This window comes from Flavobacterium sp. (assembly GCF_044369455.1).
Taxonomy (GTDB): domain Bacteria; phylum Bacteroidota; class Bacteroidia; order Flavobacteriales; family Flavobacteriaceae; genus Flavobacterium.
In genome coordinates this window covers 14,115-37,624 of sequence record NZ_JBIPLW010000017.1, presented here as the reverse complement: position 1 = coordinate 37,624, position 23,510 = coordinate 14,115, and the positions used below count along the sequence as shown (strand labels likewise).

Annotated in this window: 18 protein-coding genes and 1 pseudogene; 15 read left to right on the top strand and 4 right to left on the bottom strand. The window is 32.2% G+C overall.

From position 1 onward, the window contains the following. The 4 genes from ACIQ2L_RS12665 to nhaA all read left to right on the top strand — a co-directional run. On the top strand, window positions 1–1,388 hold a 1,388-nt coding region (locus ACIQ2L_RS12665), incomplete at its 5' end, for a gliding motility-associated C-terminal domain-containing protein (RefSeq protein WP_396159369.1). 56 nt (window positions 1,389–1,444) lie between these two features. Beyond that, window positions 1,445–2,356: a type IX secretion system membrane protein PorP/SprF gene (locus tag ACIQ2L_RS12660; RefSeq protein WP_396159367.1), complete on the top strand. Its 912-nt coding sequence runs from the start codon at window positions 1,445–1,447 to the stop codon at window positions 2,354–2,356. Window positions 2,357–2,369: 13 nt separating this feature from the next. Continuing rightward, on the top strand, window positions 2,370–4,394 hold the full coding sequence (locus ACIQ2L_RS12655) for an OmpA family protein (RefSeq protein ID WP_396159366.1): 2,025 nt from the start codon (window positions 2,370–2,372) through the stop codon (window positions 4,392–4,394). Between the two features lie 70 nt (window positions 4,395–4,464). Continuing rightward, window positions 4,465–5,616 carry a Na+/H+ antiporter NhaA gene (gene nhaA, locus ACIQ2L_RS12650; RefSeq protein WP_396159364.1) on the top strand — a complete coding sequence of 384 codons (1,152 nt, stop codon included), beginning with the start codon at window positions 4,465–4,467 and terminating at the stop codon, window positions 5,614–5,616. 5 nt (window positions 5,617–5,621) lie between these two features. On the opposite strand, the pseudogene corA reads toward nhaA, so the two are convergent. Then, a pseudogene (gene corA, locus ACIQ2L_RS12645) lies at window positions 5,622–6,693 on the bottom strand (magnesium/cobalt transporter CorA). 66 nt (window positions 6,694–6,759) lie between these two features. Between corA and hutI the strand changes: the two are divergent. Beyond that, window positions 6,760–7,998, top strand: a complete 1,239-nt coding sequence (gene hutI, locus ACIQ2L_RS12640) for an imidazolonepropionase (protein ID WP_396159362.1) — start codon at window positions 6,760–6,762, stop codon at window positions 7,996–7,998. A 65-nt stretch (window positions 7,999–8,063) separates the two neighbouring features. On the opposite strand, the gene ACIQ2L_RS12635 is transcribed toward hutI, so the two are convergent. After that, complete coding sequence (locus ACIQ2L_RS12635) at window positions 8,064–8,948, bottom strand: hypothetical protein (protein WP_396159360.1); 885 nt, start codon at window positions 8,946–8,948, stop codon at window positions 8,064–8,066. Window positions 8,949–9,043: 95 nt separating this feature from the next. Here ACIQ2L_RS12635 and ACIQ2L_RS12630 point away from each other — a divergent pair, with 95 nt between their 5' ends. Both ACIQ2L_RS12630 and ACIQ2L_RS12625 read left to right on the top strand, forming a co-directional pair. Further along, window positions 9,044–10,081: a formimidoylglutamase gene (locus ACIQ2L_RS12630; RefSeq protein WP_396159358.1), complete on the top strand. Its 1,038-nt coding sequence runs from the start codon at window positions 9,044–9,046 to the stop codon at window positions 10,079–10,081. Window positions 10,082–10,199: 118 nt separating this feature from the next. After that, window positions 10,200–11,450: a DEAD/DEAH box helicase gene (locus tag ACIQ2L_RS12625; protein ID WP_396159356.1), complete on the top strand. Its 1,251-nt coding sequence runs from the start codon at window positions 10,200–10,202 to the stop codon at window positions 11,448–11,450. On the opposite strand, the gene ACIQ2L_RS12620 is transcribed toward ACIQ2L_RS12625, so the two are convergent. Together ACIQ2L_RS12620 and ettA are read right to left on the bottom strand one after the other, a co-directional pair. Then, the gene (locus ACIQ2L_RS12620) at window positions 11,447–13,651 is read right to left on the bottom strand and encodes a response regulator (protein ID WP_396159353.1); all 2,205 of its coding nucleotides are present in this window, start codon (window positions 13,649–13,651) and stop codon (window positions 11,447–11,449) included. The genes ACIQ2L_RS12625 and ACIQ2L_RS12620 overlap by 4 nt on opposite strands. Window positions 13,652–13,729: 78 nt before the next feature. Continuing rightward, window positions 13,730–15,424 (bottom strand): energy-dependent translational throttle protein EttA, encoded by a 1,695-nt coding sequence (gene ettA / locus ACIQ2L_RS12615; RefSeq protein WP_396159350.1) that lies wholly within the window; start codon window positions 15,422–15,424, stop codon window positions 13,730–13,732. Window positions 15,425–16,126: 702 nt separating this feature from the next. On the opposite strand from ettA, the gene ACIQ2L_RS12610 reads away from it, so the two are divergent. The 8 genes from ACIQ2L_RS12610 to ACIQ2L_RS12575 all read left to right on the top strand — a co-directional run bounded on the left by ACIQ2L_RS12610 (window position 16,127) and on the right by ACIQ2L_RS12575 (window position 23,374). Continuing rightward, window positions 16,127–17,737 (top strand): hypothetical protein, encoded by a 1,611-nt coding sequence (locus ACIQ2L_RS12610; RefSeq protein WP_396159348.1) that lies wholly within the window; start codon window positions 16,127–16,129, stop codon window positions 17,735–17,737. A 107-nt stretch (window positions 17,738–17,844) separates the two neighbouring features. Further along, window positions 17,845–18,555 carry a hypothetical protein gene (locus ACIQ2L_RS12605; protein ID WP_396159346.1) on the top strand — a complete coding sequence of 237 codons (711 nt, stop codon included), beginning with the start codon at window positions 17,845–17,847 and terminating at the stop codon, window positions 18,553–18,555. 119 nt (window positions 18,556–18,674) lie between these two features. Next, window positions 18,675–18,950, top strand: a complete 276-nt coding sequence (locus ACIQ2L_RS12600) for a hypothetical protein (RefSeq protein ID WP_396159344.1) — start codon at window positions 18,675–18,677, stop codon at window positions 18,948–18,950. 54 nt (window positions 18,951–19,004) lie between these two features. Further along, entirely contained in the window at window positions 19,005–20,921 is a 1,917-nt protein-coding gene (locus tag ACIQ2L_RS12595) for a tetratricopeptide repeat protein (protein WP_396159342.1), read from the top strand. 6 nt (window positions 20,922–20,927) lie between these two features. Then, window positions 20,928–21,575, top strand: coding sequence for a response regulator (locus ACIQ2L_RS12590; RefSeq protein ID WP_396159339.1), 648 nt, complete (start codon window positions 20,928–20,930; stop codon window positions 21,573–21,575). A gap of 98 nt (window positions 21,576–21,673) precedes the next feature. Next, entirely contained in the window at window positions 21,674–22,198 is a 525-nt protein-coding gene (locus ACIQ2L_RS12585) for a porin family protein (protein ID WP_396159337.1), read from the top strand. A 559-nt stretch (window positions 22,199–22,757) separates the two neighbouring features. Further along, window positions 22,758–22,937: a type II toxin-antitoxin system HicA family toxin gene (locus tag ACIQ2L_RS12580; RefSeq protein ID WP_396159335.1), complete on the top strand. Its 180-nt coding sequence runs from the start codon at window positions 22,758–22,760 to the stop codon at window positions 22,935–22,937. Window positions 22,938–22,984: 47 nt separating this feature from the next. Further along, window positions 22,985–23,374, top strand: a complete 390-nt coding sequence (locus ACIQ2L_RS12575; RefSeq protein ID WP_396159333.1) for a type II toxin-antitoxin system HicB family antitoxin — start codon at window positions 22,985–22,987, stop codon at window positions 23,372–23,374. Window positions 23,375–23,510: the final 136 nt, after the last annotated feature.

Genomic DNA, 23,510 nt, shown 5'->3' with positions numbered 1-23,510 from the left:
GAACTTGGACATTTGTTGACGGATGTAACAATACATCGTCAGTATCACAAACAATTAATGTAAGCGATACTATTGCACCTGTTGCTCCTCAAGCTCCAGCTACTCTAAACGTAGCTTGTGCTAGTGAGGTTCCTGCAATGATTTCGCTTACAGCAAATGATAATTGTAATGGAGCTATCACAGTATTAGGATCTGATTCTATTACTGCTGGTAACTGTCCGAACTCGTTCACTGTCACTAGAACTTGGACATTTGTTGACGGATGTGGTAACACATCTTCAGTATCACAAACAATTAGTGTTAATGATACAGTAGCACCAACATTTAATCAAAGTGCCCCTGCAAATACTTCGGTGTCTTGTGATAATATTCCTGCTCCAGCAGTGTTAACGGCGATTGATAATTGTGGAACAGCAACAGTAAGTGTGACTGAAACCATTTTAGCTGGAAACTGTCCTTCTAACTATCAAATAGTAAGATCTTGGACAGCAACAGATACTTGTGGAAATAGCAGTGCGCCGGTAACACAAACAATTACTGTTTCTGATACCGTTGGACCACAAATCATAAATCCAATTACTTCTAATATAGCCGTAACATGTGATGCTATTCCTGATGCTCCAATATTAACTGCTGCGAATTTTACTGATAATTGTTCAACGGTTGGAACCCCGGTGTTTGCACAAACACAAACACAACCTGATGTAAATGGTACCTTTCAGATTATTAGAATTTGGACAGTGTCTGACGCTTGCGGAAATACAACTGCAATTACACAAAGTATAACTGTAACGCAAACAACAACGGTAACTGAAGTACTTGAATCTAGTTGTACAAATGAGAATATTGCTTATATTTTACGTGATTTATTAGATAATCCTGATGATGTTCCTTCAGATGCTGTTTGGACAAACGAAGATAATGTAGGCGGATTTACTGGTGGTAATACATTCAATGCGTTTGGTATTACTCCAGGTATATATACGTTCTCTTATACCATTACAACAGGATTGTGTCCAAGAAGATTTGAAATCAAAATGACTGTGAATACTGATTGTGGTGTTTTACCATGTGAATCAATAATTATTCACAATGCCTTCACTCCAAATGGTGATGGTACAAATGAATACTTTGATATCGAAAATATTGAAGATTTAGCTTGTTATCCTACAAATAATGTTGAAATTTACAACCGTTGGGGAGTATTGGTTTATGAAACTAGACAATACGATAACAATACTCGTAAATTTATTGGTGTCTCTGAAGGTAGAGCAACTATAAGTAAATCGGATGAGTTACCTACAGGAACCTACTTCTATATTATTCAGTGGACAACAACTGACGGACAAACTTTTAATAAAGACGGATATTTATACCTTTCTAGATAATAAACCCTATTAATTCCTGAGGGATATTAAACTTTCGGGTTAAAAAAATAGATAATATGAAAACAAAAATTTTAATTTTCGCCTTAATGTTAACATGTTACACTGCTTTTGCACAGCAAGACGCACAGTATACCCAATACATGTATAACACCATAAATATTAATCCAGCTTATGCAGGGTCCAGAGGAGTAATGAGTATTTTTGGTTTACATCGAACCCAATGGGTTGGTTTAGACGGTGCACCAACTACTAATGCTTTCTCTTTAAACACCCCAATAAACAATAGTAATTTAGGTCTTGGACTTTCATTAGTAAACGATAGAATTGGTCCAACAAGTGACAACACTATCTCGGCGGATATATCGTATTCTGTTCCAATGTCTGAAAACTACAAACTGTCTTTTGGTATTAAAGCCTCTGGAAATATTTTTAACCTAGATACTAGTAAACTGACACCTGCTCAAGCAAATGATCCGAATCTTCAGAATTTCAACAATGAGTTTTCTCCTAATTTTGGTGCTGGAGTTTACTTGCATTCTGATAAGTTGTATTTTGGGTTATCGGTACCAAACTTCTTAGAAGACAAAAAATACAATGACAACGAAGTAGCTGTTTTTCAAGAGAGAATGAACTTTTATGCAATTGGAGGTTATGTATTTGATTTGTCTCAATCAATAAAGTTCAAACCAGCTTTCTTGACAAAAGTTGTAGCAGGTTCGCCTTTACAAGTAGATGCTTCAGCAAATTTCTTATTCTTTGATAAGTTTATGCTTGGCGGCGCTTACCGATGGGATGCTGCTGTAAGTGCTTTAGCAGGATTTCAAGTAACTGATGGTTTATTCATAGGGTATAGCTATGATATGGAAACAACTAATTTAAGAAGATACAACTCTGGTTCACATGAGATATTCTTAAGATTTGAGTTGTTTAGCAGAGTAAGTAAAATGGTATCACCTAGATTCTTCTAATAACAAGACGATTATGAAATCAATGATTATTTCATCCGTTCGCCTTTCAGGCTCGGGTCACAAATTCCGAAAAAACAATTTTAAAATTGTGAGTAAAAATAAATTTATATACTTAGTATTAGTTACTTTAACTTGTTTGAATAGTTATTCACAAGGAAGTAAAAAAGAAGCTAAAGGAACTAAAGAGTATGATAAATACGCTTATATTGATGCTATTAAAACCTACGAACGTATTTACGAAAAAGGATATAAATCGCCTGATATGATGCTAAAAATAGGTAATGCATACTATTTCAACGCTGAATTAGAAAAAGCAAACAAATGGTATGACGAGCTTTATATTACCAGCCCTGATCAAGAAGCAGAATTCTATTATCGCTTTGCTCAAACACTCAGAGCTACTAAAGATTACACTAAATCGGATGCCATGATGGTGAAATTTGGCGAAAAAAGTGGTAATGATGCTCGTGCTACACTATTCTCAGAAAATAGAAATTATCTAGAAGAAATTAAAAACAACTCGGGTAGATATAAAATAGAAAACGCCGGAATCAACTCAAAGTATTCCGATTACGGAACTGCTTTCATGGGTACAAAAGTTGTTTTTTCGTCTGCTCGTGATACTGGAAACTTCTCAAAAAGAATACATACTTGGACTGGGCAATATTTTACCAATCTTTATTGTTCTCCAATTGCAGAAGATGGTGCTTTAGGAACTGTAGATAAATTTGGTAAAAAGTTAAATACTAAATTCCATGAAGATACGCCAACTTTTACAAAAGATGGAAAGACGGTTTACTTCACCAGAAATAACTATCTTGATGGCAGAGGGTATAATGCAAGTAAAGTAACATTATTAAAAATTTATAGTGCAAAAGTTGATAAAGATGGACAATGGAATACTATAACAGCACTTCCTTTTAATAGCGATAGTTATCAAACGGCACATCCTGCATTATCTGCTGATGAAAAAACATTATACTTTGCTTCTGATATGGATGGTTCTCGCGGTCAATCTGACTTATATCGAGTGAAAATTAACGAAGATGGAAGTTTTGGAACTCCTGAAAATCTTGGAGATAAAATTAACACTCCAGGTAGAGAAACCTATCCTTTTGTAAATGATGATAACGAATTATACTTTGCTTCTGACGGTCAACCTGGATTAGGAGGATTAGATATATTTATCACTAAGATTCCAAAAGACGGTAGTCTAGAATTCAAAAAAGTAGTAAACGTTGGTGAGGAAGCTAATAGTCCTAAAGATGATTTCGCTTTGATTATCAATTCTAAAACTAAAAAAGGATTCTTAAGTTCTAACAGAGATGGTGGTCAAGGTAATGATGATATCTATAAATTTGTCGAAACTAGGCCTATTTGGTGTGACCAAATCTTATTTGGTGTAGTAACTGATGCCCAAACAAAAGCTATTTTGCCAAATGCTAAATTGATTCTTTTTGATGAAAAATTCAAACAACTTAAAGAAACTACATCTGATGCTGAAGGTAAGTATGAATTTAAAGAAGTAGAATGTGGAACTAAATTCTATGTAAGAACGTCTCTTGAAACTTATACTACTAATGAATCTCCAGTTATTATTGGCAAAACCGATGGTAAAACAGCGTTGAATATTGAACTTGAAAAAACTCAAAAACCAGTTAAACCAGGTGATGACTTAGCCGATGTATTTGGGATCAACTTAATTTATTTTGATTTGGACAAATGGAATATCCGTCCGGATGCTGCAGTTGATTTAGCTAAAATTCTAGATGTATTAGAACAATATCCAACGATGAAAATTGATATTCGTTCGCACACCGATAGCCGTGCCTCTTTTGATTATAACGAAAATTTATCAGACAGAAGAGCAAAATCAACTATGCAATGGTTAATTAGCAAAGGAATAAATCAAGATAGACTTACTGCCAAAGGTTTCGGAGAAACACAATTAGTTAATAAATGTGCCGACGGTGTTGAATGCACCGAGGCGGAACACCAATTGAACAGAAGAAGTCAATTCGTAATTACAAGCTTATAATAGCGTAAACCCTAAAATTCAATCCCTAAAAAAGCATCTAGAAATAGATGCTTTTTTTTATCTTTGAACTATGAAGAGAATAAAAAGCCTTTTTAAAGATTTTTGGGATAGTGAAAAAGCAGGTGGGTTTATTCTTATTGGGTGTACTTTACTTTCATTATATTTAGCCAACTCTTCTTGGAGTGAAAGTTATTTACACGTGTGGCATCAACAATTAGGAAACCATTCTATTGAACATTGGATAAACGATGGTCTCATGACAATTTTCTTTTTATTGATTGGTTTAGAATTGGAACGAGAAGTGTATGTAGGTGAGTTATCGAATTTTAAAAATGCCTTACTCCCTATTTCTGCTGCCCTTGGCGGAATGTTAATTCCAGCCGCAATGTATTTATCCCTAAACTACGGAACGAACACACAATCTGGTGCTGGAATTCCAATGGCAACTGATATTGCATTTGCTATAGGTATTCTATCGTTACTGGGTAACCGAGTTCCAGTTTCTTTAAAGGTGTTTTTAACTGCCTTAGCTGTAATTGATGACTTGGGTGCCATTTTAATAATTGCTATTTTTTATACAAAAACTTTAATTTGGAGTAATTTAATAATTGCCTTAAGCATATTCGCTTTCTTACTTCTTTTAAACAGATTAAAAGTTCGAAATTTAATTCCCTATATACTTTGTGGAATTGCCATGTGGTATTTCATGCTCAACTCAGGGGTTCATGCTACCATAACAGGTGTTTTGTTAGCTTTTGCTATTCCGTTCGGAAACGGAGATGAAAAATCGAGTTCCTATATTTTGCAACACATTTTACACCTACCTGTTGCCTTTATTATTTTACCATTGTTTGCATTAGCCAATACTGCCATTATCTTAAATTCGGATTGGCATTATGCTTTAAATCATTCTTATACTCTAGGAATAGGTTTGGGATTATTGATAGGAAAACCAATTGGGATTTGGTTATTTAGCTTTCTTTCGGTTAAACTAAAAATAAGTCAACTTCCCGAAGATTTAAATTGGAAATCAATTTTAGGCGTTAGCTTTTTAGGCGGCATTGGTTTTACAATGTCAATATTCATAACACTACTAGCCTTTTCGGATGAGGAACATATTACGAATTCAAAAATAATGATTTTAGTTTCCTCATTACTCGCCGCAATAATTGGATTGCTTGTATTAAAATTTACTTTTAAAAGTAATAAAACCAATACATAAAGAAATTAATACCACTTCTTCTTTTTGAAGTAATATATCATTCCCAAAAGCAATAAAAGCATACATCCCAAAATAATAAAATACCCATACTGCCAATGCAGTTCTGGCATATTATCAAAGTTCATCCCATAAATACCTACAATAAAAGTCAATGGCATAAAGAAAACGGAAACAACGGTTAGCGTTTTGATGACTTCGTTCATCTTATGGTTTTGTGTAGAAAAATAAAAATTAGAAGCACTTTCCAGTGAAATCAGATCGTACTCTATTTGCTCTAAAAGTTCCAAGCACTTTTGATGTAATCGTTCAAAAAAACTATAAGTATCATGCTCAATGGCATTAAAAACATTATCATCTTTCATGCTCTTAATAGAATATAAAGAATCGCGTAATGGAATTATAGAGCGTTTTAAAAAATTGTAATTATCTCTATGTTTTTCTATTTGTACAAGGATTTCTGGGTTGCTACTTGACTTTGATAAATTAATCAAACCTTCTACTTTGTCTTCTTCATTTTCGATTGTTATGTAAAAATTTTCCATAACAGCATCCAATAATAAATACAGTAAATAATCTGCTTTTTTATCTCTTACAATACCTGAATGCGTTCGAATTCGCTCCCGAAGATGTGTGAAAAAATCGCTTCTCTTTTCTTGAAATGATATTAAAAAGCCATTCTTTAACAAAAAACTAATTTGCTCAACATTTATAGAATCACTATTTTCCTCAGGCAATAAAGATTTGATATTAAAAAAAAGGACTTCGTGATATTCTTCCAATTTGGTACGTTTTGTAGTATTCAAAATGTCACCAAGCATAAAATTATCAATATTAAAATGATTTCCAATAGATTTTATAAGTTCTATATCATTTAAACCATGCACATTCAACCAGTTTGTTTTATTAAAATCAAAACATTTAGTCTAATTGTGACACTTTAGATTCATTAAACTCGGTTAAAGTATTTGTATCATAAACAAATAACTGCAACTCTGCTTTTACTTGCTTATGACTTCCTGTATATTCTAAAAATGAAGGTTGAACTTTTCTTCCTTTTTTGTATTTAATTTTTCTCACGAATTCTAAATTTGTTTAAATTTAATACTATTTCTTTTTTTAAAGCTATTTTTACCAAAAATCATTATGCAAACAATAATCATCAACATAAAAGAACTACTACAGGTTAGAGAATTAGCTGTAGAAAAAGTTTGTGGTGCGGAAATGGCAGTTTTACCTACCATTAAAAATGCCTATTTAGTTTTTGAGAATGATGTAATTACCGATTTTGGCGCCATGGAAAATTGTCCTAATTTAAACGCATACATTACAATTGATGCCATTGGAAAGATGGTACTTCCAACATGGTGCGACAGTCATACACATATTGTTTACGCAGGCAATCGTGAACAAGAATTTGTAGATCGTATCAATGGTTTAACCTATGAAGAAATAGCAAATCGCGGCGGTGGCATTTTAAATTCGGCCAAAAAACTAAACGAAACGTCAGAAGAAGAAATCTACAACCAATCCAAAAAACGACTTGAAGAAGTAATGAAACAAGGAACTGGAGCTATCGAAATTAAATCGGGGTACGGATTAACTGTCGAGGGCGAATTGAAAATGCTTCGCGTAATAAAAAAGTTATCTCAAAATTATCCAATAGCTATAAAAGCTACTTTTCTTGGTGCTCATGCCTTTCCTACTGAATACAAAGAAAATCACTCGGGGTACATCGATATCGTAATCAATGATTTGCTCCCTAAAATTGCAACAGAAAAATTAGCCGACTATATCGATGTCTTTTGTGAAACGGGTTATTTTTCGGTTGAAGAAACCGAGAGAATTATGGAAGCTGGAAATAAATATGGTTTACGTTCCAAAATACACGTCAATCAGTTTACCGCTATAAACGGAATAGCCGCTTGCGTAAAACATAATGCACTATCCGTTGACCATCTTGAAATTGTTACTGATGATGACATTGAAGCGCTAAAAAATTGCAATACCATTGCTGTTGCTTTACCCACTTGCTCCTACTTTATCAGCATTCCGTATACACCAGCACGAAAAATGATAGCTGCAGGATTACCTATCGCCTTGGCTTCCGATTTTAATCCGGGTACTTCACCTTCGGGAAATATGAATTTTGTGGTAGCTACAGCTTGTATTAAAATGAAAATGACACCCGAAGAAGCTATCAATGCGGCCACCTTAAACGGTGCATGCGCTATGGGATTATCTGAAACTCACGGAAGCATTACCGTAGGCAAAATAGCCAATCTTATCATTACAAAACCACTACATTCTTTCTATGAATTGCCCTATGCATTTGCCAGCAATTTGATTGAACAAGTTATTATTAATGGGAACCTTATTCCATAAAAAAATCCTCTTGAATGTAACAAAAGGATCTTTTCCAATTAACTATTAATTTAAATAATTGTGGGCTATCGTAATGAAAAGCTGCTTTTGGACACCAATTCTGCTTTGTCAAAAACATTAACAAAATAGGTTCCTTTTGCAAAATCTTTTCCTGGTAATTGTTGCGAAACTTCAACAGTCTTATTTTCATATTTAACCGATGCAGTAAAACTATAAATTAATGAAGTATCTCCAAAAGAAATCGTGGCTTTATCGCCTAAGACATTATTTTTTGAATCAATTACTTGAACATAATAGGTTTTGTCACCCGATTTAGCAATTTTATTTTCGGCAATTGTAAAATTAACCTTCAACATGTCTGTTCTGCTCGCCTTGTCGGTAGCAATTTCTTTACCAGAACTTCTCACTTTATAAGATGCAGTTTTCAGATTGGTAACCGTTAATTTAGAACCTTTTTCAACAGTTTTAGCTAATTCTTCATTTTGACCCACTAAAACCTGATTGTACTTTTTAGAATCTTCTAAAATAACATTGGTACTATCTAAGTTGGTCGTAAGTTCTTGATTCTTAATTTTTAAAACAGCAACTTCCTCCATCAGATTTCGCATTTTTTGCTCTAGAGCTTTATACTGATTTTTGTATTTCATTAAAGACGCATTGTCTCCTTTTGCTGATTTTAATTCCTCCATGAGTTTAACCACTTTATCTCTTTCTGCAATTAAATCATCCGACATTGAAGTGTTTTCGGCAATAGCAGCATCATAGGTGTTTTTTAAATCACTTAAGTCTTTAAGAACTGATTCTTTTTCTGATTTAATTTCTACTATAGTTTTGTCTTGTTCTTTTGCATCTGTAGTTAGTTTAAATATATAAATTAAACTAACTATTAATAATACAGCTAAAATTCCAATAATTGCTTTTAATTTTGAATGGCTATTTTGATTTTCCATGGGGTTGTTTTTTTGATTGTTAAATGCAATACTATTATTATTAGTATCGAAAATTAAGCATTTTTATTATATTTTTGGAGAAATATTAAAAAAAAATGGAAAAATTAATTCCTTTTTCAATAACCGATTTAGCCAAAGTTACCAATCACAGGAGCGGTGAGGTAAAATTTGGTGAAAAAATGATAACCGTTCCTAAGGGAGAAAATTGCCACAATTTTCTGAAAGTTTGTGAAGCAAAATATGCACTCTTTGGTATTCCGGAAGATGTCGGAATTCGTGCTAATTATGGTCGTCCTGGAGCGCACTCTGCTTGGGAAAGCGCTATAAAAAGCATCGCTAATATTCAGCACAATCGCTTTTGCAAAGGAAGCCAAATTGTTGTTTTAGGAAAATTAGATGTTGCTCAAGAAATGGAGCAGGCCAAAGATTTGGATTTTAATGCCACTGCCGACAGAAAGCTTTTAAGCGAACTTGTCCACAGAATAGATAAAGAAGTGGTGCATCTAATAAACAGCATTATAAAGTGTGGTAAAATTCCAATCATTATTGGAGGTGGGCACAACAATGCCTACGGAAATATTAAAGGAACGGCTCTTGGATTAGGAAAACCGATTAATGCTATCAATTTTGATGCACATTCTGATTTTAGAATATTGGAAGGAAGGCATAGCGGAAATGGTTTTTCTTATGCTTATGAAGAAGGATTTTTAAAGAAATATTTCATCTTCGGTTTGCATGAAAATTATACCTCAAAAAATGTACTCGATAATTTAAAGAAAATTGAAGACCGCGTTACGTTTAACACCTATGATGAAATAAAAGTTAGACAACAAAAAAACTTTCAACAAGAACTCAATACTGCCTTAGAATTTATCAAAAATGATTCTTATGGTATTGAAATCGATTTAGATGCGCTTCCAAATATAGCGAGTAGTGCCATGACTATGAGTGGTTTTTCGGTTGAAGAATTACGTCAATTTGTTTATTTTTTCGGAAGTCATAAAAATGCTTCCTATTTACATATTTGTGAAGGAGCACCAGAACTTGGTGAAGAAAAAAACAATCACCTCATCGGAAAACTGATTGGGTATCTGGTTACTGATTTTATTAAATCGAGGAGAGAACTTATTTAGTTGATGGTTTCGGGTTATGGGTTTCGGGTTCAAAACATAGAAAACCCGAAACACGCAACTCCTAACTTATAAAACCTTATCTTTGCTCTGGTTTATACTTAATCGTAAGCCACTATCTATGTTATTCGAAGACTTATCATTATCCAATAGTATCCAAAAAGCCGTTTTTGAAGAAGGATACACACAACCAACACCTATTCAGGAAAAAGCCATTCCATTTATTTTAGCAGGAAAAGATTTAGTAGGCTGTGCCCAAACGGGAACCGGAAAAACAGCAGCTTTTGCTATTCCAATTATACACAACCTTCATAGAATGATTGGTTCATCTAAAAAGACAAAAGAAATTCGATGTCTTGTAGTTACTCCAACACGTGAATTAGCGGTGCAAATTGGCGCCAGTTTTGACACCTACGGAAAATATACCAACATAAGACAGCTTACGATTTTTGGTGGTGTTTCACAAGTACCCCAAGTAGATCAATTAAAGAAAGGCGTTGATATTTTAATTGCCACTCCAGGACGATTATTAGATTTGCACAAACAAGGTTTTATTGATTTTGATAGTTTGCATTATTTGGTTTTAGACGAATCGGATTTGATGCTCGACATGGGCTTTATCAATGATGTTAGAAAGATTGTAAAACTGGTGCCAACTAACAGACAAACGCTATTGTTTTCGGCAACAATGCCCATAGCAATTCGTGAATTGGCGGATACTTTTTTAAATAAACCCGAATATGTTTCGGTGACACCCGTTTCATCAACAGCCGAAATTATTGAACAGCAAATCTTTTTTGTTGGAAAAGAAGACAAACGTGGTTTATTATACCATTTGATTCGAAATGAAAATTTAAACAATCTTCTCGTTTTTGTCAGAACCAAACATGGTGCTGATAATGTGGTAAAAGCATTAAAAAAACATGGAGTGAATGCAGAAGCCATTCATGGCGACAAATCACAAACGGCAAGACAACGTGTTTTAGACAACTTTAAGAATAAAGAAATTTCTGTTTTAGTGGCTACTGATATTGCCGCTCGTGGTATTGATATTGAAAGTTTACCTTATGTAATCAATTTTGATTTGCCAAATATTCCCGAAACCTATGTGCACCGTATTGGTCGAACAGGTCGAGCCGGAAATGGCGGGATTTCAATTTCTTTTTGTTCTAAAGACGAAGAACCGTATTGGAAGGATATTCAAAAATTGATTAAAGTGAATGTAAAAATAATGAAGGACCATCCTTTCCCTTGGAAAGTAGTAGAAGCTACTGAAGACACCAAGCCCGATTTGAGAAACAAAAAAAAACCTGAGAGTAGTAATTCAAGAAAATCAGAAGCTTCAAAGAAAAACAAAAAGCGTTGGTATTAATCAACGCTTTTTTTATTTTTTATATTTTTAGCTACAACTTGAAATAATTTTGATGGATCAAAAGGTTTTACCATAATATCATTCATTCCTGCAGCAAGTGCTTCTTCTGTAACTTCTTGTTTGTCAAAAGCAGTTAAAGCAATTATCGGTATTTTTATACCTTTCTCCCTAATTTTTCTTGTTGTTTCAAAACCGTTTATGAGTGGCATATTGATATCCATGAGGATTAAGTCAAAATGTTCCTTTTCAATGGCAACTAAAGCAGCAAAACCATCATCAACTATAGTGCAAGTCATATTGCTGTTTTGAATGATTTTATTAGTCACTATTTGATTGATTTTATTATCTTCTACCACTAGAATATTGTAAACTAAATTTTGTGATAAGTCAACTTCTATTTCGTTGATAATTTCTTTTGATTTCTCTTGGTCATATTCAAAACCAATGGTAAATGAAAAAGTAGTGCCAATATTTTGCTCACTTTCTAAATGAATTTCACTATCAAATAATTTTATCAATCGAGAAACAATAGATAATCCTAATCCCGTTCCTTGATAATCTTCCTCTTTGCGTTCTATTTGAACAAACTGTTCAAAGATTTTTTCTTGGTCTTCTTTGGCAATTCCAATTCCGGTATCTTTTACTTTAAATTCTATAAAATAGGTACTTCCTTCGACATGTTTTAAATCTGCTATGAGCGAAACATGTCCGTTCTTGGTAAACTTCAAAGCATTACTTACTAAGTTCATTATGATTTGAGAAAGTCGAAGTTTGTCACCAATTAAAAATTCAGGAATTGAAGTGTCTATTTCTACAGTTAATGTATCGTTATTTTTATCGGCAATATATTCAACAGAGTTTTTAATGGTTGTGATTTCATCGGTCAGGTTAAAAATTAGGTTTTCTAGAACAATGCGCTTCTCTTCAATTTTATTCATTTGAAGGATATCATTAACTAATGAAAGTAAATATTTTGCTGAAAATTTTAAAGATTTCAAGTGTGGACTATTTCCTAATTCTTTGTGCTCGTCCAATATAATATTGGTTAAACCAATTACACCATATAAAGGTGTTCTGAGTTCATGCGTAATGGTGGAAACAAATTGTGATTTTAACTTAGATGCTTCTTCCGCTTTTTCTTTAGCTTCTTTTAAAGCTTCATTAGCCAATTCCAATTCACGATTAGCTTGTTCTCTTAGTTTTATGTTTTTATATAAAGTCAGTAAGAGCAATAATAATATAATTAGGATAACTATAAAAAGGAACACTATTAGCTTAGATTCTTTCAGATTCCTTTGATGATCATCATTTGCCTGTTCAACCCGTTCTAATTGCATTTTATATTCATCGAGCTCAATTTGAATAGCTCCTTCTTGCAAATTGTCTAGTTTATCTTTAGAATAAACAATATTATTCAATGAATCATACTTTTCTTTATAGCGCTTGGCTATTTCTGGCTCATTAAAATGATTGTGATGACGTATTCTATTCTCATAGATGTTTATCAAATAAGTATCAAATTCATTTTTCTTTGCAATTGTTTCAGCAGTGGCATAATAACGTTCTGCTTCGGCTTTATTTTCTTGGTGTGAAGCATATATACCCATCAATAAATTCATAGACATTTTATTGTCTTGGGAACCATTGGCTAAAACTTTGTCTTTAATTTCACTGACATATTTGTTTCCTTCTTTAAAGTTATTGATAGCATAATAGGCACTTGCGATATTAATTCGGGTATACTTTATTTCGGTGGAATCTTTTATTTTATTAGCATAATACAATGCTTTTTTATAATAATTGATACCTTTTGGAACGTCTACCTTATTAAAATAATACGTGCTGCCTAAATTACTATACAACCAATTATAAAGTTTGTCGTTGTTGGCTTTTTTGGCATAGAAAAGTGCTTTTTCATAAAAATCAATAGCTCTTTTGGCATCGGAACATTCATTATAAATTACACCAATAGTATTGTAGGATTGCGCAATAAGTGACGGATCATTTATAGCAAAAGACTTTATCAGTGCTTGTTTTGAAGATTCTAATGCAATGTCATATTTGGCATCATTAAAATCGGTAACAGCCTGATTTAATAATCGTTCGATTTCGGTTATCGCTGCTTTATACTCCTGAGAAAATAGTGTAGCAGAACTGAAAAGAAGAACTATTAAAAAACTAAAAAATTTAGTTTTGCTCATTATAGATAGTTAGTTATTCAAATATAAAGTATTTATTGAAAAAATAATCCCGATTGCTCGGGATTTTCTGAGATTTAATTAATTTCTGATCAATTTACGGTATTTAATTCGTTTCGGAGTCACATCCATACCTAAACGTTTCTTTTTATTTTCTTCATAATCTGAGAAGCCACCTTCAAAATAATACACTTCAGAATTTCCTTCGAAGGCTAAAATATGAGTACAAATTCTGTCCAAAAACCAACGGTCGTGACTAATTACAACTGCACAACCCGCAAAGTTTTCTAAACCTTCTTCTAAAGCACGTAGCGTGTTGATATCTAAATCATTGGTTGGTTCATCTAATAATAATACATTTCCTTCTTCTTTTAAGGTCATGGCCAAATGCAAACGGTTGCGTTCGCCACCCGAAAGTGCGGCTACTTTTTTGTTTTGATCGCTTCCGCCAAAGTTAAAACGAGATAAATACGCTCTCGAATTTACTTGCCTTCCTCCCATCATAATTAATTCTTGACCGTCGCAAAAGTTTTCCCAAATGGATTTATTGGGGTCAATGTTCGAGTGTGCCTGATCTACGTAGGCAATTTTAACCGTATCACCAACGCTGAATTCACCAGCATCTGTTTTTTCTTCTCCCATAATCATTCTGAAAATAGTCGATTTTCCGGCACCATTTGGTCCGATGATACCCACAATTCCTGCTTGTGGCAGAGTGAAGTTTAGATTGTCATATAATAATTTATCGCCAAAAGCTTTGGCTACATTTTTTGCTTCAATCACATTCGTTCCCAAACGTGGACCATTCGGAATGTAGATTTCTAATTTTTCGTCTAATTCTTTTTGGTCTTCGTTTAAAAGTTTATCATAGTTCTGCAAACGCGCTTTTTGTTTGGTTTGACGACCTTTAGCACCTTGACGTACCCAATCTAACTCACGTTCTAAAGTCTTTCTTCGTTTGGAAGCCACTTTCTCTTCTTGTTCCATGCGTTTCGATTTTTGGTCTAACCAAGAAGAGTAGTTTCCTTTCCAGGGTATGCCTTCTCCTCTATCCAATTCCAAAATCCAACCAGCTACATTATCTAAAAAGTATCTATCGTGCGTAACTGCAATTACCGTTCCGGCATATTGTGCTAAATGTTGCTCTAACCACAATACACTTTCGGCATCAAGGTGGTTGGTTGGCTCATCAAGTAATAACACATCTGGATTTTGCAGCAGCAAACGGCAAAGTGCCACTCTACGTTTTTCACCACCAGACAATACGCTAATTGGCATATCCCCTTCGGGAGTGCGAAGCGCATCCATGGCAACTTCTAGTTTATTATCAATTTCCCACGCGCCACAAGCATCTATTCTATCTTGCAATTGTGCCTGACGGTCCATTAGTTTATCCATTTTATCGGCATCTTCATACACTTCGGGCAACCCAAACATATCGTTGATTTTATTGAATTCGTCCAACAGCGCCATCGTCTCGGCTACGCCTTCTTTTACGATTTCTAAAACGGTTTTGGTTTCATCTAGTTTTGGTTCTTGCTCCAAGTAACCAACAGTATAACCGGGTTGAAATACTACATCACCTTGGTAGTTTTTATCCACTCCCGCAATAATCTTCAAGAGTGAAGATTTTCCCGAACCGTTAAGCCCGAGAATCCCTATTTTGGCTCCATAAAAGAAACTCAAATAGATGTTTTTTAAAACTTGTTTATCACTTCCCTGATACGATTTACTCAATCGTTGCATTGAGAAAATTACTTTTTTATCGTCTGACATTGTTATTTTGATTATTAATTAAATAGTTGATTTTGATATATTTATAAAATTACAATTTTTTACTTTATGATTTTCACATAAAATGCTCCCACTTTTTGTTTCCACTATAATACTAATTTATATATTTTTTTTTGAAATTTTAATTCCTAAAATCATATAATGGCAACAAAGATAGTTTTAATTAAAAAGAATGCAAAAGATGATTTTGGAATTCTAATCATTCAATCTTTGAAATACAATTAAAAACAAAAAAAGAATTTTTTAACCCGTTGGGTATAATTAGTTTTTTAGAATAATTTTTCATCAGTTTTATGATTTCCTTCGGAAACTTCGAGAATAAAATCGTATCAAAAATATGAAAATTTTGAATAAACACGGTTCTCGATTTGCTTTGGCAGTCGCTTCGCTTGTGTGCTTCGTTTCTCTCGGCTATTCATCCTCGGGTCATTCGCCACGGCGGACACTTGAAGAGACGTATTTAATCATGGCAACCAACGGGTTACCGTAAACTTTTTTTAAAAATATCGGATATGTTTTTGAAATACATACCTGAAAAATAAGGCACCTAAAGAAGACAATTTAGGTTTCTACTTACGTTTCTTAAGCAACTTTAAGTGACTTTTATAAAAATACGACAAATGCCGTATTTTTTTGTTTTAATCTAAACAGCAATTTTGACAAAACATTTAATCATAAACAAACATGAAAACATTTTACTACGGAATTCTATTATTTATTGTTGGATCTGCTTCGGCACAAGAAACTAAAGAAAGCGTACAACCTATGAGTAAGAAAGCTCAAAAAGGATACCTGTATGACGTTTCCAAAGACAATGATGGTACTGCCAATATCACTTTTAAAATGAAAGTAGATAAAAAAAGTGATGCTGTTTCTTTTGAAAAATACAGTTTTGACAAAAACTTAAAATTTATTACTACTTCTGATTCAAAAGATGATAAAAAAGACCAAGCTGATTATGAGAGAACATCATTTTATGCCTATGTTGGCGGTTCAAACTCATTTGATGTGTTGAGTATGAAATTAAAAATTAACAAAATTGTGAGGTTAAAAACATGGAATAGAGATAAACAAAGGTATGTTACTAAAAAAACTATTTCAGATGAAACAGTAAAATTTAAAAATGATAATAGCAAATCGTATATAGGATATGCGGCATATAGTTCAAGTGATAATGACAAACAAAATTTGTTTTGTATAACAAAAATTGATGATAAAGAAAATAACCAAAGTGATCAATTTGTAATTCTAATGGTAGATGAAACATTAAATTTCAAAGAAAAACCTTTAGACTTAACCGGTTCTTATTCAATGGTATATTGTGATCAATTACAAAATGAAAATATAGTAATGATTTTTGCTCCAAACAAAGGTGCAAATGATATTTCAAAATACGTATACTATCAATTTGATATTGAAGGAAATCAGATTAATAAATGTGAATTTAAAAGTCCTGCTTCTGCGTTACTAATTACATCGGTTTATAAAAAAGATGATAGTATTTATTTTTTTGGAAGTTCAACCAAAGAAAACAACTGCTTTGAAAAAGTTTTCAACGAATATGCACCAATAGATAACCCAGGTGCCGCTGCCAATAAATTATTGGCAAAATGGGAAAAATCAACAGCTGAAAAAATGGATAATTTCCATATTCTTCGATTTAGCGGCAATCAAAATGATTTTAGCACCAACACTCCAATAGCCGACTTTAAATCCAAATTCAAAACGGCTCCTGGCGACAAAGATGCCAGTGTTTATAAAGGTAAAAAAATCTTAATTGAAAACTTCTTTGTAACAAAATCGAATGAGTTTTTAGTAACCGGACAAATATCGTCTACTGTTATGATGGGATTAGAAAACAAAGAAACTTCATATGAAGATATTGTTTGTTTCCATTTTGATAAAAATGGTAATCTCAAAACACAATATGGAATTGGCAAAATGAACGATGATAAAAAGAGTATGCTATTTCCGATGTATCAAAACTTTTATCCCTCACCAGATGGTAAAAGTGTTTATTTAGAACTTATGGAAGTAAAGGGCATGAAAGGTTATACTTCTTTTATTGATGCCTATGATGGCAATACTACTTTTTCTGCACATTATTTTCCTAGAATTACAAAAATTGATTTAGAGAATACTTCTTTAAGCCCTTTCAAGGTTTTAGGTAATGGCAACTATTTTCTAAACGAAGACAATTCAAGCCAATATGATGAAAAAGAAAATAGTATTCTATATGTAGGTATGGACAAAGACTACGAAAACCTATGGGTTGGTAAAGTTATAATGCAATAAAAGTTGCAGATTAACGTCATTACTAGTAAGAAAAAAACAGGAGCAAGCCGAAAATCCTTATTAAGAGAGTAGGCCAAAATTAATATATCAATTTAAAAATTCAAAAAATGAAAAAAATTATTGCTTTAGCCATTTTTGGCTTATTAATGTTATCGTGTTCAAAAAACGACACAGAACCCTATACGTGTGCAACTTGCGCAAGCGCACCCGAGGCATTGCCTGCAAACGATGGCAGTGCGAAAGGAATTTACAAAGGCGTGGTGGTTGGTTCCACAGGCACAATTTCCATCAACATACAAAATGGAAGCAACACCATTACCGCAACAATGGTTTTAGATGGAGTCACAGCCCTATTAACATCAACTGTTACGCCAGTTGACGGCCAAGATTATGTGGCTCCTTTTACAGGAACTTTCAACGGAAGTCCTGTTTCAATTACTTTTGCTGTTGGATTAAGTGGATTAACTCCCACGGTTACAAGTTCAGATATTCCTGGACACCCGAATGCCACTTTCCAAATTTACAAAGAAACTTCTACTTCTTTGATTGAAGCGTATATGGGCACTTATTCAAAAACTGGCGAAACTGGTGTTTTCAATATCGTTTTGTCTAGAGGACTTTCTAAATGGGCTGGTGTTGCTAAAAAAGATGGAGGAACAGTAGTCGATGAAATCAATGGAACTTTCAATAATGCGACCAATCAAATAATTGATGAAAACACAACTGTGTTAGGGACAATTTCAGGATATGTTTTAACAGGTAGTTTTCTTAATTCAGACAACGAAACAATAACCATAAATGGTGTAAGAACTTTGTAAAAAATCAAATTTAAATATGTTAATTTAAGGAGCTTTCGTATATATATGAAAGCTTCTTATTTAAATTAACTATTTTAAGCTGTCTTTTTCTCTACCTATTTATTTTAAACCACAACACAATGAATTCCCTAATTATATTAATTATTAGCATTTTTAGTTTTATAATTTTTATAATAATAAACAATTTTCAAAAAGAGAAAGCTTTATTTGAACAAAAAGTTGCAACTTTAGAAGATATTAAACAAACTATTTTAAAAAAAGTTAAACTACAAAACGATACATTAATAATTTCAGCTGAATTGGATTATCAAATAAAATGTGCAACTTCAGTCCTAAACGAAAAAATAGTAAATTTGAATTATACTATGTTTGAGATTTTAACAAAAAAACAGTAATTCTTTCAAAAATATCTTCAAGTTTTGAACTAAATTATTTTAAATTGCATTATTATGTTAAAAAAAACAGTACTATTTATTTTTTTTGTTTTTCCAGTTGTTGTTTCTTCACAGCTACAAAAAATCGATAGCTTAAAAAAATGTCTTACAAACGAAAAAAGTGAAAAAGAATATAATACACTAACGCTATTATCTGAAGAATACAGTTATTCTGATCTTAAAACAGCAATGATTTTTGCCAAAAAAGCTTTTGTGGTGGCTAAAAATCTAAAGAGTGACAAATTATTAGCTAATTCCTATAATACTATTGGCAATACTTTTCAATACAATAGCAATCTAGATTCAGCTATAATTTATCATAAAAAAGCATTACAACTTCGAATTAAAATAAAAGATTCATTAGGTATTGCGGATTCTTTTAATAATATAGGTACCTCATTGGATCAAATGGGACAGTTTTCGGAAGCATTAAATAATTATGTAAAGTCCGTTTATTATTACGAAAAAAAGAAAGATTTCGGCAAACAGGCCATGGTAGATATTAACATTGGTGTTTTATTCAAAAATCAAAAAAACTATAAAAAAACTTTAGAATATTACAAAAATGCCTACGATTTATATGCTAAAATAAATGACAAAACGGGCATTACCATAGTGTCAGGAAATTTGGGTTCTGTTTATATTAATTTTGGCAAATTTCAAGAAGCTTTAAAGTATTCAGAAATAGCCAAAAACGGATACAAAAATTTAGGTCATGAGAGTTATTTGGGCTATCCTATCTCAACAATTGCAATTGTTTACGACAGTCTTCATCAATATGAAAAAGCCAATTTAAACTATATTGAAGCAATAAACAATCACATCAAATATGAGAATTTTTACGAAGTATCCGATGTATCAAATACCTATGCAAATTGCTTAATTAAACAAAAAAAATATGAAAAAAGTATTTATTGGTCAAAAATAGCATTGGAAAATGCCCAGAAATCAAAAACCTATTATTTGTTAATAAATTCATACAACACCATTTCAAAAGCAAATGCCAAATTAGGAAATTTTACTCAAGCTTATTATTATTCAAACTTATATAATATTGGGAAAGACAGTCTTTTTTCCATCGAAAAAACAAAAAGTATCAACGAACTTGAAACCAAATATCAAACCGTTAAAAAAGAAAAATTAATTACGCAAAATAAAGCAGACGCAAAACAAAAAAATACCATTATACTTGCTGGTTCTATTGTAGCAGTATTGGTAATTATTATTATATTCTTTCTTTATCGTCAACAAAAAATCAAGAACAATCAACAAGAACAAGAGTTTGAACTACAAAATGCTATTCTCAAAATAGAATCGCAAGATAAATTACAAGAACAACGATTAACAATTTCAAGAGATTTACACGATAATATTGGTGCACAACTCACCTTTATTATTTCATCTATAGACACTATAAAAATGGCTTTTGATATTACCAATGACAAATTGGACAGGAAACTTTCTAATATTAGTAATTTTACTCAAGCTACAATCATAGAACTTCGAGACACCATTTGGGCAATGAATAGTTCAGAAATAGGTTTTGAAGATTTAATTTCGAGAATATATAATTTCATTGAAAATGCAAAATTAGCGACTGAAAAAATTGACTTCAATGTTCAAATTGAGGAAAAAGTAAAACATAAAAAACTAACTTCTGTTGAAGGAATGAATATTTACAGAACTATTCAAGAAGCCATAAATAATGCCCTAAAATATGCCAAAGCCAGTCAGATTTCAATAGATATAAATGACGTTTTGGGCAGAACAAGCATTAAAATTACAGACAACGGTATAGGGTTTAATCCTGAAACCGTAGCAAAAGGAAACGGATTAAAAAACATGCAAAAACGAATGAGTTCCATTGATGGAACTATAGAAATTCTTTCAAATACAAATTCAGGTACAACAGTTATTCTCGAAATTAAATAAAAACTTATGATAAAAATTGCTATTGTCGACGATAATTCATTTTTGATAAACGCTATTAAAGAAAAACTATCCTTTTTTGAAGATATTAAAGTTAAATTTTCAGCCGATAATGGTGCTGAATTACTCAAGAAACTCAAAGAAAATCATACGATCGATTTGATTTTAATTGATATTGAAATGCCTGTTATGAACGGGATTGAAGCTACATTACTTATCAAACAAAAATATCCACATATAAAAATCATTATGCTAACCGCTTTTGATAATGACGAAAATATTCTGAATGCCATAAAAGCCGGTGCCGACGGCTATTTGCTCAAAGAAGTAAAAGCAACCGATTTGAAACAAGGCATTTTAGATACGCTAAATGGTGGTGCTACAATGACGCCTTCTGTAGCGATGAAAACTTTAAAATTATTTAGAAATCCTATCATTTTAGAGGACACTACTGATGAATCGAATAAGTTGACGGTTCGAGAAATTGAAGTTTTAGAGCAACTCTCTAAAGGCATAAAATATAGTAATATTGCCGATAATTTGTGTCTTTCTACAAATACAGTCCGAAAACATGTAGAAAATATTTACGGTAAACTTCAAGTTCACAACAAATTAGAGGCAGTTGAAAAAGCAAAAAACAATAAATTAATTTCATAATTCATTTGTGCTCTAAAACTAAAAATACGACAAATGCCTTATTTTTTGATTCTTAAAAGCAATATAAATTTGCCTTATAACTTTTAAAAATGAAAAAAATGAAAAAAATTATTTTATCTGCAATAGTAGTTTGTGCGTTCACATTCACTAATGCACAAGACAAAAAAGGAATGGCATTTGGAGTGAAAGCGGGTTTATCAAATTCAAATTTCACGGGCGATCTGGCTACAACTGCTACAATCGGGTTTTATGTAGGTGGTTTGGTTGATTTTTCGCTATCAGAGAAACTACATTTACAACCCGAAGTATTGTATTCTGCCGAAGGTGCTAAAGATGCAAAACTAAATTTTTTGCGAATTCCTATTATGGGAAAATATTATATTACTGAAGCATTTAATGTGCAAGCTGGGCCAGAAATAGCAATTAAAGCGGGTGGCGATGCTGGCATAAAAGACACCGTAAAATCACTTGATTACGGAATTGGTTTTGGTGCAGGATACGAAATGAAATCTGGATTATTATTCGATGCACGTTATAACTTAGGATTAGCCAACATTTATGATGGGCCAGTTTCCAAAGTAGGTACCACATCCATTCAATTGGGTTTGGGGTATAGATTCTAAAATTTATTTTGATTAGTAAAAAGCCGTCTCCAATACAGAGACGGTTTTTTGCATTTGTATATTGCCTCTTTGTTACTAATTGTATTTTAGCGAGTTTTAGAAATGAAAATCGAATTTTTTAAATACCATGGCATTGAAAACAATTTTTTGGTGATTGACAATCATGATAATGATTTCCAAAAATCTAAAAACAGGACAAATGCCTTATTTATTGATTCTTAAAAGCAATATAAATTAGCCCTATAACTTTTATAAATTAAAAAAAATGATTTTATTTTAAATCTAATAAAAGGGAAAGTACATAACCATAATCTTCTTGATTGTTTTTTCCTTGAATTATTTTATTGTCATAGTTATAGTAAAAAGATATTTTTTTGCAGTCAGGCGTTTGCTGAATATAACTTCTATTATTCTCATTATTGATGCCTTAAATATTAACCTTTTTGAGCGGTATAGTTTTTTATATACTAAACATTAACAAAAAGAAAAAAAATTAAAAAACATTTTTAAAATGATAGTATAATTACTATCTTTGACAGGTGATTAAAAATCAAGTTCTATGAAATGTAATGAATTCATCAGGTTAGCAAAACGGAATGGCTGGGAGTTTTTGCGACAGGGCAAAGGAAGTCACGAAATCTATATTAAAGATGGTGTAGAGATAGTTATTCCAAACCACGGAGCAAAAGAACTTGGGAAAGGTTTAGAATTAAAATTAAAAAAGGAAATGGGGTTGTAGTCTCATTTCCATGAACAAGAAACTTAATAACAACAAATATTAAAATCATGAAAAGTATTAAAATTATTATTGAAAAAAATGATGATGGGTTTTGGGGATACTCTGAGAATGAAAGAGCTATTGTAGGTGGAGGAGATACTGTTCAAGACTGCAAACAAGATATTTTGGATTGTATAGAAACATTAAGAGAGTTAAATAGTTGTCCTCAATCTTTAAAAGGTGACTATGAGTTAGTATATAAATTTGACACTATTAGTTTATTAAACTATTATAAAGGAATTTTTACTAATTCGGCTTTAGAAAAAATAACAGGTATTAATCAAAAACAATTACAACACTATTCAACAGGTCACAGAAAACCAAGAGTTGAACAAAGAGAGAAAATCGAGAATGCTTTACATTCATTAGGTAAAGAACTATTAGCCGTTGAGTTGTAAATTATAAAGCCCCTTCAATTGAAGGGGTTTATTTTTTGTACGAATGTGTTTATAATGTTCCCACTTTTGATTAAAATATTCCCACTTTATTTTATATAAAATATAAATTATAAAAAATCAATTACTTAAAAATATA